The following is a 15244-nucleotide window of genomic DNA, read 5'->3' as shown; positions in this document are numbered from 1 at the left end:
TCCAATAACCTGAATAACACTATGGATTAACCGCCTCACTCTCCGGTGCGGCATTCGTTATTCTGTAGAATACGGAACCTGCTATGACCCAACTTGCAACATCTGCCCCGGCGACGCGCTTCGCATGGTGGAAACCTTTGCTGTTCCTCGCCGTTGTCGTCATTGGCCTGTGGTACGTCAAATGGCAGCCCTACTACGGCAAAGCCTTCACGGCTGCTGAAACCCACTCGATCGGCAAATCCATTCTGGCGAATGCCGCGGACTCACCGTGGCGCGCGGCGCTGGATTACGCGATGGTTTACTTCCTCGCCGTCTGGAAAGCCGCAGTGTTAGGTGTGATGCTGGGATCGCTGGTACAAGTGCTTATTCCGCGCAACTGGCTGCTTCGCTTAATGGGCAACTCGCGGTTTGGATCGACGCTGATCGGCACCGGTCTGGGTTTGCCGGGCATGATGTGCACCTGTTGTGCCGCGCCAGTGGCGGCGGGGTTGCGTCAGTCGCAGGTATCCAGCGGGGCGGCGATGGCCTTCTGGCTGGCGAACCCGCTGCTGAATCCGGCCACGCTGATCTTTATGGGCTTTGTGCTGGGCTGGCACTTCGCGGCGATTCGGCTGGTGGCGGGCTTAATCATGGTGCTGGGGATTGCGTCGCTGGTACAGCGCAGCGTGCCGGAACAAACCATTGCCGCGCCCATGGTGATGGCTGCCGGCAGCGAGCAGCCGTTTCTGACTCGCTGGCTGCGCGTCATGTGGCGACTGTTCTGGAACACCATTCCGCTGTATATCTTTGCCGTGCTGTTGCTGGGTGCGGCACGCGTCTGGCTGTTTCCGCATGCCGATGGCGCAGTGGGCAACACGCTGTTTTGGGTGATGCTGATGGCGATAGCGGGCTGTTTGTTTGTCATCCCGACAGCCGCAGAAATTCCCATTGTACAGACCATGATGATGGCGGGCATGGGGCTCGCGCCTGCGTTAGCGCTGCTGGTGACCTTACCCGCCGTGAGTGTGCCGTCCTTACTGATGCTGCACCGTGCCTTCCCGGTGCGCGCCTTGTGGATCGCCCTGGCTGGCGTGGCGCTGAGCGGCATGCTCCTCGGCACACTCGCCCTGTGGCTGACGTAAATACCAGATCTTCTGATTGCGGCTGCCGCGCCACAGCAGCCGCGCATCTTTCTCCGCTTCCACAAACCGCCCGTCGATCAACACATCAATTTCATCCACCACTTCACGCTGTGCCGCGCTCAGTTCCGCCATCTCATAGCCGGTCCACAGCCAGATATCTTTATCCGGGCATTCGCGGCGCACGCGTTTCACCAGACGGCGGATGTGCGGTACGTTGTGCGGATGCAGGGGATCGCCGCCGCTCAGCGACAGCCCCTGACGTGGAATGCGCTGATCTTTAAGATCGGCAATCAGCTGCTCTTCCTTCTCTAACGTAAAAGGCACGCCGGAATCCAGCCGCCAGGTACTCTGGTTATAACAGCCGCGACACTGATGCTCGCAGCCCGCGACAAACAGCGTACAGCGTGTACCCGGCCCGTTGACGATATCGACGGCGTAATAGCGGTGAATACGCATCATCCCAGCGGCCCGGTATCCAGATGCTTAACGCGACGCTGCACCTCTTCCTGCTTACCGGCATTGAACGGCCGCGCATCAGGGCTGCCCAGATAGCCACAAACACGGCGCGTGACGGAAACCCGCGCCGGATCGTGGTTACCACAGCACGGACAAGTGAAGCCTTTGCTGGTGCAACTGAATTCACCCGTAAAGCCGCATTCGTAGCACTCATCGATTGGCGTATTGGTGCCGTAATAGGGCACGCGGTGATAGCTGTAATCCCACACATCCTCCAGCGCCTTGAGGTTGTGCTGAATATTGGGGTATTCGCCATAACAGATGAAGCCGCCATTGGCGATGGCAGGATAGGGCGCTTCAAAATCGATCTTGTCGTAGGGATTCACTTTCTTCTCGACGTCGAGATGGAAGCTGTTGGTGTAATAGCCTTTATCGGTCACGCCCGGCACCACACCAAATTCAGCAGCATCCAGACGGCAGAAGCGATCGCACAGGTTTTCGCTCGGCGTGCTGTACAGACTAAAACCGTAGCCTGTCTCGTCTTTCCACGCATCTACGGCTTCGCGCAGACGCTGTACAATCGCCACGCCTTTTTCCCGCAGGTGCTGTGCATCATACGGATGGACTTCATTGCCGCTCAGCGCGTTCAGCGTTTCATGCAGGCCGATGTAGCCGAGCGAGATCGAAGCACGGCCGTTGCGGAAAATCGCGCCGACTTCGTCATCAGCATTCAAACGTACGCCACACGCGCCCTCCATGTAGAGAATCGGCGCGACGCGTGCTTTGGTTTTCTCCAGCCGGGCGATGCGTGTCATTAAAGCGCGCTTAGCCAGTTCTAGTCGCTCATCCAGCAGCAGCCAGAAATGGGCTTCATTGCCTTTGGCTTCCAGCGCGATGCGCGGCAGGTTCAGGCTAATGACCCCAATATTATTTCGCCCTTCGTGGATCTGCTTACCGTTTTCCTCATACACCCCGAGGAAGCTGCGGCAGCCCATCGGGGTTTTGAACGAGCCGGTGACTTCCACCACTTTGTCGTAATTGAGAATGTCGGGATACATACGTTTGCTGGCACACTCCAGCGCCAGCTGTTTGATGTCGTAGTTAAAATCGCCGGGGCGGCGATTCACACCTTCGCGGATGGCGAACACCAGCTTAGGGAACACCGCGGTTTTGTGGTTTTTACCCAGCCCCGCGATGCGGTTGCGCAGAATCGACTGCTGGATCAGGCGCGCGGCCCAATCGGTGCCGAGTCCAAAGCCAAAGGTGACAAACGGCGTCTGTCCGTTGGCGGTATGCAGTGTGTTGACCTCATATTCCAGGGACTGGAATGCGTCAAAGCACTCTTTCTCGGTGCGCACGCGCGCATAGGCTTCCGCATCCGGAATCTGCCACTGTTGTGCCACGGCGCGATGTTTCTCCAGACTAAGCGTCACAAACGGCGCCAGCACTTCATCAATGCGGTTGATGGTGGTACCACCGTAAATATGGCTGGCGACCTGCGCAATGATTTGTGCTGTCACCGCCGTCGCGGTGGCAATGGATTTTGGCGGCTCGATTTCAGCATTGCCCATCTTGAAGCCGTTGTTCAACATGCCCTGAAGATCGATCAACATGCAGTTAAACATCGGGAAAAATGGCGAATAGTCGAGGTCGTGGTAATGAATCTCGCCGCGCTCATGCGCCAGCACCACATCACGCGGCAGCAGTTGCTGCTGGGCATAATGTTTGGCAACAATGCCCGCCAGTAAATCGCGCTGCGTGGGGATCACTTTACTGTCTTTGTTAGCATTCTCATTGAGCAGCGCGGCGTTGGTTTGTTCCACAAGGCCGCGAATGGCGTGGTGCAGTTTGCCACGTTGTTCACGGGCTAAATCACGGTCATGGCGATACTCGATATAGGCGCGCGCCAGCTGCGGCCAGCGTCCGGCCATCAGCGTCTCTTCCACCGCGCACTGAATGTCACGGATATCGACCTCAATGCGATCGGACAATCGCTGGCTCACTTGCTCTGCGACCTGTGTACACCAATTCGCATCATCAATTTGAGCAGCCTGCGCCGCCGCCTGAACCGCTAGCGCAATACGCTGCGCTTCAAACGGCACTTTACAGCCGTCTCGCTTAATCACCACCGCCGCCATTTTCTCTCCGTGAAACTATATGTAGATATTTGTGCAGAGTGTAATCGCAATATGTGGTGTTTTGGCTGAAATTAATTGCGTTGTTTTTGACCTGTCGCAAAGAAGACATAACGAAGATTGAAAGCCGCACAATGGTAAAGCGGACTAAACTTCAAAAGTTTTAAGCAGACCAAACTTCGACCTTTTACAACTTGATTTGCGATGCGAAGCAGGTTTAATGATTTTTTTGCCTATTTTTGGCCCGTCATTTAATTACAAGGATGCCTTACATGCCTCTGCAAAGAACGCTGCTCGCCTGTTGTTTATCCCTGACTTTTTCCGCTGTTGCCGCCCCCGCCTCTGATCTGCCTTTAATGCCCTGGCCGCAAAAAGTGGTACAGCCCGCCAGCGGTGGCGAGCTCACGCTGACGCCGCAATTCACGCTGAATATTACGGGTGATCATCTGGAGGGGGCTGAAGCGCGCTGGCGAGCACGTATTTCACGTCAAACTGGTTGGCCGCTGCTGCCCACCAGCGCAACGGGCGATCAGGCGACGATCCAGGTGCAAATCGCTCAGGCGGTGGATCCCTTGCCACAGCCGGACAGCGATGAGAGCTATCATCTTGAGGTCAACAGCGGCGGCGTGACGCTAAAAGCCAACACGCGTTTCGGTGCGATGCGCGGCATGGAGACCCTGCTGCAGTTGATTGAGAATAATGAGACGGGAACGCAGATCCCCTATGTCACCATTGACGATAAACCACGATTCCCGTGGCGCGGGGTGCTAATCGACTCGGCACGCCACTTCCTGCCGATTGAAACCGTGAAACGGCAAATCGACGGTATCGCCGCTGCGCGTATGAACGTATTCCATTGGCATCTGACCGATGACCAGGGCTGGCGATTTGCTTCCAGCCACTATCCGCAGTTGCAGGAGAAGGCCAGCGACGGCCTTTACTACACGCAGCAGCAAATGCGCGATGTGGTGCGTTATGCCACACAGCGCGGTGTGCGCGTGGTGCCGGAAATTGATGTGCCGGGGCACGCCTCGGCGATCGCGGTGGCGATGCCAGAACTGCTCAGCGCGCCGGGCCCGTACAAGATGGAACGCGGCTGGGGTGTGTTTAAACCGTTGCTTGATCCCAGCAACGAAGCCGTCTTCACCTTTATCGATACGCTGATGGGTGAAGTCACCGCGATCTTCCCGGATCCCTATATCCATATCGGCGGAGATGAAGTGGATCCAACACAGTGGAATGACTCGCCGAAAATACAGCAGTTTATGCGCGACCATGGTCTGAAAGATACGCACGCATTACAGGCGTGGTTCAATCAGCGGGTGGAGAAGATCCTGGAAGCGCATCAACGTCGTATGATTGGCTGGGATGAGGTTTACCATCCGGATCTGCCGAACAGCATTTTGATCCAGTCCTGGCAGGGGCAGGATGCGTTAGGTGAGGTGGCGAAGCACGATTTCCGTGGCATTCTCTCAACCGGTTTCTATCTCGATCAACCGCAAACCGCAGCCTACCACTACCGCAACGAGCCCTGGCCGCAGGGACTCCAGGGGCAGGATCAGATTCAAGCCGGAGAGCAAGCGCAGAGCTGGCAGTTCACCATGCCGCGTTTGAAGGGTAGCCCGGTCAAAGGCAGTTTCACTCTGGTGGAAGCGAAAAACGGCTGGCGTGGCTTTATTGATTTCAGCGGCAAAGCGCGTCGTATGGTGAGTGATATTCGCTGGCTGTCACCCACGCAACTGACCTTTAGCGTTGATACCTGGATGGGGCCGTTCCAGCCAATGGTCACTCTGACGCAGGACAAACTGACCGGCTACATGCTGGTGGGCAATGTGCGCTATCCCACCGAGGGCAATAAGCTGGCGCAGGTGCCAACCGGCATTCAACCCTCCGTCCCTACGCCACAACAGATGCAAAACAATCTGATTGGTGGCGAGGCTGCGCTGTGGGCGGAAAACGTCAACAGTCGGGTCATTGATACGCGTCTATGGCCGCGTGCCTTTGTGGTGGCTGAGCGCCTGTGGTCGGCGAAGGATGTCACCGACAGCGACAACATGTATCAGCGTTTAAACGCGGTGGACCGCTGGGGCACGGTATCGGTGGGATTACAACAGCATCAGCAGGCGGACGTGCAGATGATGCGATTGGCCAACACCAGCGATATCACGCCGCTGCGCGTGCTGGCGGAGGTGCTGGAACCGGCACAGTATTACACGCGTCAGCACCTGAAGTTCCAGGCCGGGCATTACGATTACTTTGAGCCGCTCAACCGTCTGGCGGATGTGCTGCCTGCTGAGAGCGAAGCGGTGCGCTTACTGGACAAACAGGTGGATGCTCTGATGGCAAATCGCGAGGATCGCGGCGCGGCCAACGCCATTCGCCAGCAATTTCAGCGTTGGCAAAACAACAGTGATGCTGTGATGCCGTTGATTTTGAGCAATTACCAATTGAAACCGTTGCAGCAGCAGGTTCAGCAGGTGGCGGAACTGAGCCGCATGGGCATTGATTTGGTCAATGCGATGCAGCGTAATCAGGCGTACGGTGCCAGCGAAGTGGCCGGGATGCATGCCAAACTGGATGCTGCGGCACAGGTGCAGGATGAAACTGTGCTGGCATTGGTCAGGCCGCTAGAGAAGTTACTGAGGTCGTCTAAATAAACGGATGCGCGATGCATCGCGCCGCTACGGGGGGATGGCACACCATAGAATTATGCCTCTACGAGGGGATGGCACACTATGGAATCAGGCCGCTACGGGAGTGAAGAGCAAGCCATGAAATGATGCCGCTAACGTGATGTTCTAACACACTCATTGCGCCGCCACAGTTGAGCAAAAGTTTGTAGCGGCGCAATGTATTGCGTATTGCGTATTGCGTATTGCGTATTGCGTATTGCGCATTGCCTTTACTTAACGACGAACGGCAATTGCCTCAATCTCGATCTTCACATCTTTCGGCAGACGCGCGACTTCCACACAAGAACGTGCCGGGAAGCTGGCGTTGTGCTCGGTGAAGAAGGCTTCGTAAGTGGCATTGACGGTAGCGAAGTCGTTGAGATCTTTCACAAACACGGTGGTTTTCACAATGTCGCCCACTTTCAGGCCAGCGGCTTCCACAATCGCCTTCACATTTTCCAGTGACTGACGCGCCTGCGCAGACACATCATCCGCGACGGCACCGGTCGCCGGATCAACAGGGATCTGGCCTGAAGTGATAATCATGCTGCCGAGATCCACGCCCTGCACATAAGGGCCAATTGCTGCGGGTGCTTTTTCTGTGCTGATTTCGCGAGACATTGCTTCTCCTTAGAAGTGCGCAGCCGACCCTTGTCAGCCGCGTATTGGTTCGCCCCATTATAGGGACGATAGGCACGATTACCAGTGACCGAGCACCACGTGGCGCGCGAACTCTTTCTCGCAATATTTGCACTTCAGGTGCACATCATCGTCGCGCTTTTTCACCGCAAAGCTGCTGCATACCGGCTCACTGCGGCTAATGCAGTTGCTGTTCGGACAGGTGAGCACACGCTCGACACGATCCGGCAAGGTTGGGGCGATTTTCGCCACCACTTCGTATTCATCAATGCGGTTAACGGTGGCGTGAGGCGCATACACCGCCAGCTGATTGATCTGATCGTCGGTCAGGAAAGTATTCTCGATCTTAATCAAATCCTTGCGGCCCATCTCACCCGAAGGCAAATTCAGGCCGATGGTGATGCGCTGGTCGGTCTCGGTCAGGCGAAACAGCGACAGCAATTTAAAACCGACCTGCGCAGGAATATGGTCGATTACCGTGCCACGCTTGATGGCTTCAACCTGCAATTTATTATCGTGAGTCATCGGTTTCTCCTTACAGTGCCAGTTCGCTATTCAATACCAGTGCCAGCAGAGCCTGGCGGGCGAAGATGCCATTGCCCGCCTGCTGGAAATACCAGGCGTGCGGCGTGCTATCGACGTCAGTGGTGATCTCATCAATACGCGGCAGCGGATGCAGCACTTTCATGTTATCGCGTGCACCGGCTAAATCGGCCGCGCGCAGGATGAATTGTGCTTTAACGTTGGCATACTCAGACGGATCGAGACGCTCTTTCTGCACACGGGTCATGTAGAGGATGTCGAGTTCTGGCATCACTTCTTCGATGGTGTCATGACGCGTCCAGACAATGTTCTGCTCATCCAGCATGTCGGTGATGTAGGCCGGCATCGCCAGCGCATCCGGCGCGATAAAGTAGAAACGGTTGCCGGTGAATTTCGCCAGCGCCTGCGTTAGCGAGTGCACGGTGCGGCCATATTTCAGGTCACCGACCATCGCCACGTTGAGATTATCCAGGCGGCTTTGGGTTTCACGGATGGTGAAGAGATCGAGCAGGGTTTGCGTCGGGTGCTGGTTGGCACCGTCACCGGCATTGAGAATCGGAATGCCGCTGGAGAATTCGGTCGCCAGACGCGCGGCGCCTTCCTGTGGGTGACGCATCACAATCGCATCGACATAAGTGCTGATCACCGAAATGGTGTCGGCCAGCGTTTCGCCTTTCTTACCCAGCGAGGTGTTGCTGCCGTCGGCGAAGCCCACCACCGAAGCGCCGAGGCGATGCATGGCGGTTTCAAACGACAAACGGGTACGTGTTGAAGCTTCAAAGAAGCAGCTGGCAATCACGTTATGCTTCAGCAGTTCCGGCTGGGGATGAGCCTTTAGCTGAGCAGCGGTGTGTAACACCAGCTCCAGCTCTTCGCGGTTGAGATCGTTAATGGAAATAATGTGCTTGCGATATAGCGGGTTGGCCATAGCGTTCTCCTCTGCGCTGCCGGATTGCGGACAAAAAAAAGCCCCTGCTTAAGGGGCTTTTTTACGATCAATGGTTGACGGAAAGAAACAGCTGCATCGCCTGTGGTCAGGCGGGGTAGAGCGGCAAATTGTGCGCTGCGCTGTTGCATGTTTCCTCCGGCAAATTGTGGCGCATTATACGCATTCACTGATTTGCATCAAGCAGAAATCGCCGCAAGGTAAACGTTTGCTTTACTTGTTACCCAGCGTGGCGACCATCACCGCTTTAATGGTATGCATGCGGTTTTCGGCCTGATCGAAAACGATGCTGTGCGCCGATTCAAACACCTCATTACTCACTTCCATGCCGTCTTTCAGACCATACTGTTCAGCCATCTGACGGCCCAGCGTGGTTTGATCATCATGGAAGGCGGGCAGGCAGTGCAGGAATTTCACCTGTGGATTGCCGGTCAGCGCCAGCATGGCGCTGTTGACCTGATAGGGACGCAGCAGGGCGATACGCTCTTCCCATACTGATTTCGCTTCACCCATCGACACCCACACATCAGTGTAGATGAAATCCGCACCTTGCACGCCTTCGCCAATGTCTTCGGTCAGGGTGATTTTGCCACCGGTTTTCTGTGCGGCAACGCGACACTGTTCAACCAACTGCTCTTCCGGCCAGCAACCCTTCGGTGCCACCAGGCGCAGGTCCAGACCCACCAGTGCCGCCGCTTCCAGCATGCTGTTGCCCATGTTGTTGCGTGCGTCACCCACATACACCAACGTCATGTCGCTTAATGGTTTACCCGGCAGATGTTCTTGCATGGTGAGCAAATCTGCCAGCAACTGCGTCGGGTGGAATTCCGTGGTCAGGCCGTTCCACACCGGCACACCGGCAAATTCCGCCAGCGTTTCCACCAGTTCCTGACCGAAGCCACGATACTGAATGCCGTCATACATGCGGCCAAGGACGCGCGCAGTGTCTTTCATCGACTCTTTATGACCGATTTGGCTGCCGCTTGGGCCGAGATAGGTGACGTTAGCGCCCTGATCGTATGCGGCAACTTCGAAAGAGCATCGGGTACGGGTCGAGTCTTTTTCGAAGATGAGCGCGATATTCTTGCCTTTCAGGTACTGCGTTTCCTGGGCATTTTTCTTAGCGTGTTTTAATTCACCTGCCAGACTTAGCAGGTCGGCGATTTCAGCGGGGGTGAAATCCAGCAATCTCAGGAAGTGTCTCGAATACAGCTGACTCATACAGCGCTCCAGATGGGGACCAATAATGAATTAAAATTCAATTTAACCGTATGAATATGCATTTTCAACCCCGGCGTTAAGAAACTTTCTGTTTTGTGTAGTGGCGCGCGAGGCAGTGTGGGAAAATAATTGCATTCACGTCGAACATTTTGAGGACACGCACATGGCATATGAAGCATTGCTGGAAGAACAGCGCGAAGAAACCCGCCTGATCATTGAAGAGTTGTTAGAAGACGGCAGCGATCCGGATGCGCTTTACACTATCGAGCATCACCTCTCATGTAATAACTTCGACTCACTGGAGAAAGTGGCGGTTGAGGCTTTCAAGCTGGGCTTTGAAGTCAGCGAGCCAGAAGAGCTGGAGCTGGAAGAGGGCGGCACCGTAATGTGCGTGGACATCCTGAGCGAAGGCGCATTAAAGCCAGAGCTGATTGATGCGCAGGTTGAGCAACTGGTGAATCTGGCCGGCAAATTCAACGTCGATTACGACGGTTGGGGCACTTACTTTGAAGACCCAGACGCTGAAGATGAAGACGACGATGGCGACTTCATCGACGACGAAGAAGACGACGGTGTGCGTCACTAAGTTTTGATGGGCGGCGCTCGTCGCCCAACTCTCATTCCCCGCCAGAATAAAGACGCCGATGAATTACGCTCCACTGTTAGAACCCATCTATGAATTCCTGCACTGCCGCACGCCACAAGCGTGGATTGATGAGGCACGCAAGCCAGAAAACCTGACGCTGTTGCTGACCGACCACATGGTGTGCGAGCTGAAAGCGGCGCAAACCGCGGTGTTTATTATTCGTCGATATGTGGCCGATAAGCCGAGTGGCGATGCCATTCTGGCGTGGCTTAAACCCTATGAAGATTTCATCTATCGCGATGAGCCGGACAGCAACTTTATCAATGCGCACAAGAATCTGACCAAGAGCATCATCGTGCGTAATGAACTGCCGTGGGCGGATGACTTAGTCGAGATGATGATTCTGCTGATCAAAGAAGAGCTGCATCACTTCTATCAGGTGTGGGAAATTATGCAGTCGCGGGGTTTGCCGTACCGGAAAATCACTGCCAGCCGTTATGCCAAAGGATTGATTCGCGAAATCAGCACCTTTGAACCGGATGCGCTGGTGGATAAGTTGATTTGCGGAGCCTACATTGAAGCGCGATCCTGCGAACGTTTCGCCAGCCTGGCGCCGTATCTGGATGATCAACTGCAGAAGTTCTATATCTCACTGCTGCGTTCTGAAGCGCGCCACTATCAGGACTACCTGAAGCTGGCGGAACAAATTTCAGCGAAGGATATTGCCCCGCGCGTGCAGGCCTTTGGTAAAGCTGAGGCGCGCTTAATCAGCGAGCCAGATGGTGAACTGCGTTTTCATAGCGGTGTGCCCGCATTTTAAAGCGAGTGCGCAGCCATGCGCACTCATCACAACACCTTCAGCATCCGCACTTCACAATCGCCGTGTCCGGTACAGCCCATGGCGCTGTCAATCAACTCAAACCCCAATGACTCATACAGCTTAATCGCGCGGGTGAGGGTACCGGTGGTTTCCAGGTAGCAGCGGCGGAAGCCCTGCTGACGCGCATACTCCATCGCCCGCAAAGCCAGCGCACGCGCCAGCCCTAAACCGCGTACTTGAGGCAGGAAGTACATCTTCTGCAGTTCACAGATATCCGGCGCGCTACACGCCAGCGGTGCCACGCCACCGCCGCCCACGACGAGACCTTCATGCTCGACAATCCAGTAAGCGCTGTTGGCTTCGCTGTACAGCTCGAACAAGCGATCCAGATTTGGATCGGACACGGTGTAGCCTTTATCTGCGGTCAGGCCAAACTCTGCGGACACATCACGGATCACTTGGGCAATCAGCGGATTATCGGCCGCAACAATCGGGCGCACCTGTAAATTCAGTGGCGTAGCGGTGGTCATCATTTTCTTCCGGTGTAAAAAAGCCGGGCAGTGCCCGGCCTGGATTAAGCAGTTGGACTGATGCGCTTACAATGCCGCAATCACGCCCTGCTGTTCAATCAGTTTTGCTTTTGATTGTTCCAGCTCAACAATGCGCTCGCGCTCTTTGGCCACGACCGCTTCCGGTGCGCGCGCCACAAAGCCTTCGTTCGCCAGTTTGACCTGGATTTTCTCAATCTCGACATCCAGCTTGGTCAGTTCTTTCGCCAGACGCTCCAGCTCGGCTTCTTTGTTGACCAGATCCGCCATCGGGATCAGTAACTCAGCGCCTTCGACGATCTTGGTGACTGAGACCGGACCTTTCTCGCCCGCAGGCAGGATGGTCAGGCTTTCCAGACGCGCCAGGCGCGACAGGAAGCTACGGTTCTCATCAACACGACGCTGCGCGGTTGGCGAGCAGTCACGCAGCAGCACATCCAGCGGTTTACCCGGTGCGATGTTCATCTCAGCACGGATGTTACGCACGGCCACGATCGCCTGCTTGATCCACTCGATATCCGCTTTGGCTTCGGCATCTTCTTTCGCCGCGTCAAACTGCGGGAACGGTTGCAGCATGATGGTATCGTGATCAATGTTCTTCAGACCTTTCACACGCTGCCAGATGGTTTCGGTAATGTAAGGAATGATCGGATGCGCCAGGCGCAGCACTGCTTCCAGCACGGTGACCAGCGTATTACGCGTGCCGCGCAGTTCCGCTTCGCTGCCGTTGCTCATTACCGGCTTGGTCAGCTCCAGATACCAGTCACAGAACTGGTTCCAGGTGAAGTCGTACAGGATGTTGGCAGCGATATCAAAGCGATAGCTGTCCAGCGCTTCACGATAGGCTTTCACGGTGCTGTTGAACTCGGTCAGAATCCAGCGATCCGCCAGTGACAGCTTCAGTTCGCCGCCGTTCTGGCCGCAATCGTGCTCTTCGGTGTTCATCAGTACGAAGCGGCTGGCGTTCCACAGCTTGTTACAGAAGTTGCGATAACCTTCGAGACGCTTCATATCCCAGTTGATGTCACGGCCAGTTGAGGCCAGCGCAGCAAGGGTGAAGCGCAGGGCATCGGTGCCGGAAGCCACAATGCCGTCCGGGAACTGCTTCTCGGTACGCTTGCGGATCTTCTCAGCCAGCTGTGGCTGCATCATGTTGCCGGTGCGTTTCTCCAGCAGATCTTCCAGCGAAATGCCGTCGATCATATCCAGTGGATCGATGACGTTGCCTTTCGACTTGGACATCTTCTGGCCTTCTTCATCACGGATCAAACCGGTCATATACACGGTTTTGAACGGCACCTGTGGCTTGCCGTCTTCATCTTTGATGAAGTGCATGGTCAGCATGATCATGCGCGCAATCCAGAAGAAGATGATGTCGAAGCCACTCACCAGCACGCTGGTTGGGTGGAAGGTACGCAGCGCTTCGGTATTCTCTGGCCAGCCAAGGGTCGAGAAGGTCCACAGACCTGATGAGAACCAGGTATCCAGCACGTCGTCGTCCTGGCGCAGTACCACAACGTCAGCCAGGTTATTTTCCTGACGCACTTCGGCTTCAGTACGGCCGACATAGACGTTGCCGTCGTTGTCGTACCAGGCCGGGATGCGATGTCCCCACCACAGCTGACGCGAGATGCACCAATCCTGAATGTCACGCATCCAGGAGAAGTACATGTTTTCGTACTGCTTAGGCACGAACTGGATGTCACCGTTTTCGACGGCTTCCACCGCAACTTTCGCCAGCGGGGCGGTGCGCACATACCATTGGTCGGTCAGCATTGGCTCGATAACCACACCGCCACGGTCGCCGTAAGGCACGGTCAGATCGTGTGGTTTGATTTCGTCCAGCAGGCCGAGTTCATCAACCGCAGCCACCATGGCTTTACGCGCAGCGAAACGCTCCATTTTCTGGAACTGCGCTGGGATCTCATCGGCGCATTCGTCGCTGACTTCACCGTTGGTGTCGAACACTTCCGCACGCTCGCGGATATCGCCATCAAAGGTCAGGATGTTGATCATTGGCAGCTTGTGACGACGACCCACTTCGTAGTCGTTGAAGTCATGCGCTGGGGTGATCTTCACGCAGCCGGTGCCTTTTTCCATATCGGCGTGATCATCACCCACGATAGGAATACGACGGTTCACCAGCGGCAGGATCAGCTCTTTGCCGATCAGATCTTTGTAACGTGGATCTTCCGGATTCACCGCCACGCCGGTATCGCCCAGCAGGGTTTCCGGACGAGTGGTGGCGACCACCAGGTAATCTTTGCCTTCTGCGGTTTTCACGCCATCGGCCAGCGGGTAGCGGATATGCCACATGGAGCCTTTGCTCTCACGGTTTTCCACTTCCAGATCGGAGATAGCAGTACGCAGTTTTGGATCCCAGTTCACCAGGCGTTTGCCACGGTAAATCAGATTCTCTTTATACAGGCGCACGAAGACTTCACGCACCGCATTGGACAGGCCTTCATCCATGGTGAAGCGCTCGCGCTCCCAATCCACGGAGTTGCCAAGGCGACGCATCTGACGGGTAATCGTGCCGCCGGACTCTGCTTTCCACTGCCAGATTTTATCGATGAAAGCATCACGGCCGTAATCCTGGCGAGTTTTGCCCTCTTCAGCGGCGATCTTGCGCTCAACCACCATCTGCGTCGCGATACCGGCATGGTCAGTACCTGCCTGCCACAGGGTGTTTTTACCCTGCATGCGCTGGTAGCGAATCATGGTATCCATGATGGTCTGCTGGAAAGCGTGACCCATATGCAAGCTGCCGGTGACGTTCGGCGGCGGGATCATGATGCAAAAGCTTTCCTGGCTGGTGTCGCCATTCGGTTTGAAGTAGCCCTGCTGTTCCCAGTGCTCGTAGAGCGGCTGCTCGATATCTTGCGGGTTATATGTCTTTTCCATTTCTACACTGTCGTTTGCGGCGGAGGTGGCGTCGCCGTATTCAATTGGAAACCAACGCTGCGATACGTTTTGTAGCGATCGCGCGCCAGTTGTTTTAGGGATTCTTCGTAAGGAACAAAGTCTATCACTTCATGGAAACCAGTAGCAAAATCTGCGAACTGTGGCAGCAGGCTGATCAGCAGGTCACGCGGTGAACTGCCGCGTCGCTGCGGCCAGGCCAGCTCAACCGGGGCGCCGTAGCGTGGGCCTTCACCCGCCAGATTGTGCGGCACAAAGGCGTTGGCGGGACGCTGCCAGAGTGCTTCATCCAGACGATTCGCCTGCTCTTCATTCTCGCAGGCAATCAGAATACGTTTGCCGTCACGCCAGCGTGTTTCGGCCAGATCGCACACCAGTGCTTCGATGGCGCTCAGGCCGTCACTGGCGCTTTCTGACTCCATCACATAGAAAGTGGCGTTTTTCATGGCAAACTTATTTCCATTAATGACAGTGGGGCGCATTTTGCGCCCCATGAGTTCATACGTCTATACACTTCATACTTCAAGGTGCAGATGCGTTGGCTGCTCTCGCTCACCCGAATCACTGACTTGATTAAGCTCATCGGGACTATGAACCTCCCGAAGGAGGTTCACCCTGCGGGCCAGCGTAAGCGC

Annotated in this window: 12 protein-coding genes and 1 pseudogene; 4 read left to right on the top strand and 9 right to left on the bottom strand. The window is 55.6% G+C overall.

The window, feature by feature from the left end:
- Positions 1–83 precede the first annotated feature (83 nt).
- A complete protein-coding gene (locus ACCW76_RS04980) occupies positions 84–1121 on the top strand; it encodes a permease (RefSeq protein ID WP_436337935.1) in 1038 nt (345 codons plus the stop codon).
- On the opposite strand, the pseudogene nrdG reads toward ACCW76_RS04980, so the two are convergent.
- Both nrdG and nrdD read right to left on the bottom strand, forming a co-directional pair.
- Positions 1116–1580, bottom strand: a pseudogene (gene nrdG, locus ACCW76_RS04975) (anaerobic ribonucleoside-triphosphate reductase-activating protein); the annotation flags it as partial. The gene ACCW76_RS04980 and the pseudogene nrdG overlap by 6 nt on opposite strands.
- On the bottom strand, positions 1577–3715 hold the full coding sequence (gene nrdD, locus ACCW76_RS04970) for an anaerobic ribonucleoside-triphosphate reductase (RefSeq protein ID WP_436337934.1): 2139 nt from the start codon (positions 3713–3715) through the stop codon (positions 1577–1579). The pseudogene nrdG and the gene nrdD, both read right to left, overlap by 4 nt.
- A gap of 269 nt (positions 3716–3984) precedes the next feature.
- Here nrdD and ACCW76_RS04965 point away from each other — a divergent pair, with 269 nt between their 5' ends.
- Positions 3985–6369 carry a beta-N-acetylhexosaminidase gene (locus tag ACCW76_RS04965; protein WP_436337933.1) on the top strand — a complete coding sequence of 795 codons (2385 nt, stop codon included), beginning with the start codon at positions 3985–3987 and terminating at the stop codon, positions 6367–6369.
- Positions 6370–6618: 249 nt separating this feature from the next.
- Here the strand turns inward: ACCW76_RS04965 and ridA are convergent, their stop codons facing one another.
- The 4 genes from ridA to argF all read right to left on the bottom strand — a co-directional run bounded on the left by ridA (position 6619) and on the right by argF (position 9733).
- Positions 6619–7005 carry a 2-iminobutanoate/2-iminopropanoate deaminase gene (gene ridA, locus ACCW76_RS04960; RefSeq protein ID WP_034826478.1) on the bottom strand — a complete coding sequence of 129 codons (387 nt, stop codon included), beginning with the start codon at positions 7003–7005 and terminating at the stop codon, positions 6619–6621.
- 78 nt (positions 7006–7083) lie between these two features.
- On the bottom strand, positions 7084–7548 hold the full coding sequence (gene pyrI / locus ACCW76_RS04955) for an aspartate carbamoyltransferase regulatory subunit (RefSeq protein WP_436337932.1): 465 nt from the start codon (positions 7546–7548) through the stop codon (positions 7084–7086).
- Positions 7549–7558: 10 nt separating this feature from the next.
- Entirely contained in the window at positions 7559–8494 is a 936-nt protein-coding gene (gene pyrB / locus ACCW76_RS04950) for an aspartate carbamoyltransferase (RefSeq protein WP_034826472.1), read from the bottom strand.
- Between the two features lie 231 nt (positions 8495–8725).
- A complete protein-coding gene (gene argF, locus ACCW76_RS04945; RefSeq protein ID WP_045815901.1) occupies positions 8726–9733 on the bottom strand; it encodes an ornithine carbamoyltransferase in 1008 nt (335 codons plus the stop codon).
- Between the two features lie 163 nt (positions 9734–9896).
- On the opposite strand from argF, the gene rraB reads away from it, so the two are divergent.
- Positions 9897–10319, top strand: a complete 423-nt coding sequence (gene rraB, locus ACCW76_RS04940; RefSeq protein WP_034826466.1) for a ribonuclease E inhibitor RraB — start codon at positions 9897–9899, stop codon at positions 10317–10319.
- Positions 10320–10377: 58 nt separating this feature from the next.
- Positions 10378–11139: a tRNA isopentenyl-2-thiomethyl-A-37 hydroxylase MiaE gene (gene miaE / locus ACCW76_RS04935; protein ID WP_436337931.1), complete on the top strand. Its 762-nt coding sequence runs from the start codon at positions 10378–10380 to the stop codon at positions 11137–11139.
- A gap of 26 nt (positions 11140–11165) precedes the next feature.
- Here miaE and ACCW76_RS04930 read toward each other — a convergent pair whose 3' ends face one another.
- From ACCW76_RS04930 to ACCW76_RS04920, 3 genes are all read right to left on the bottom strand, one after another.
- The gene (locus ACCW76_RS04930; RefSeq protein WP_369801881.1) at positions 11166–11672 is read right to left on the bottom strand and encodes a GNAT family N-acetyltransferase; all 507 of its coding nucleotides are present in this window, start codon (positions 11670–11672) and stop codon (positions 11166–11168) included.
- Between the two features lie 63 nt (positions 11673–11735).
- The gene (locus ACCW76_RS04925; RefSeq protein WP_283216428.1) at positions 11736–14591 is read right to left on the bottom strand and encodes a valine--tRNA ligase; all 2856 of its coding nucleotides are present in this window, start codon (positions 14589–14591) and stop codon (positions 11736–11738) included.
- Positions 14592–14593: 2 nt separating this feature from the next.
- Positions 14594–15055, bottom strand: coding sequence for a DNA polymerase III subunit chi (locus ACCW76_RS04920; protein WP_034826457.1), 462 nt, complete (start codon positions 15053–15055; stop codon positions 14594–14596).
- Positions 15056–15244: the final 189 nt, after the last annotated feature.

Source organism: Pantoea sp. C8B4 (assembly GCF_051336905.1).
Lineage (GTDB): Bacteria > Pseudomonadota > Gammaproteobacteria > Enterobacterales > Enterobacteriaceae > Pantoea > Pantoea rwandensis_B.
The sequence above is the reverse complement of the archived record's forward strand: the minus strand, read 5'-3'. Positions and strand labels throughout refer to the sequence as shown.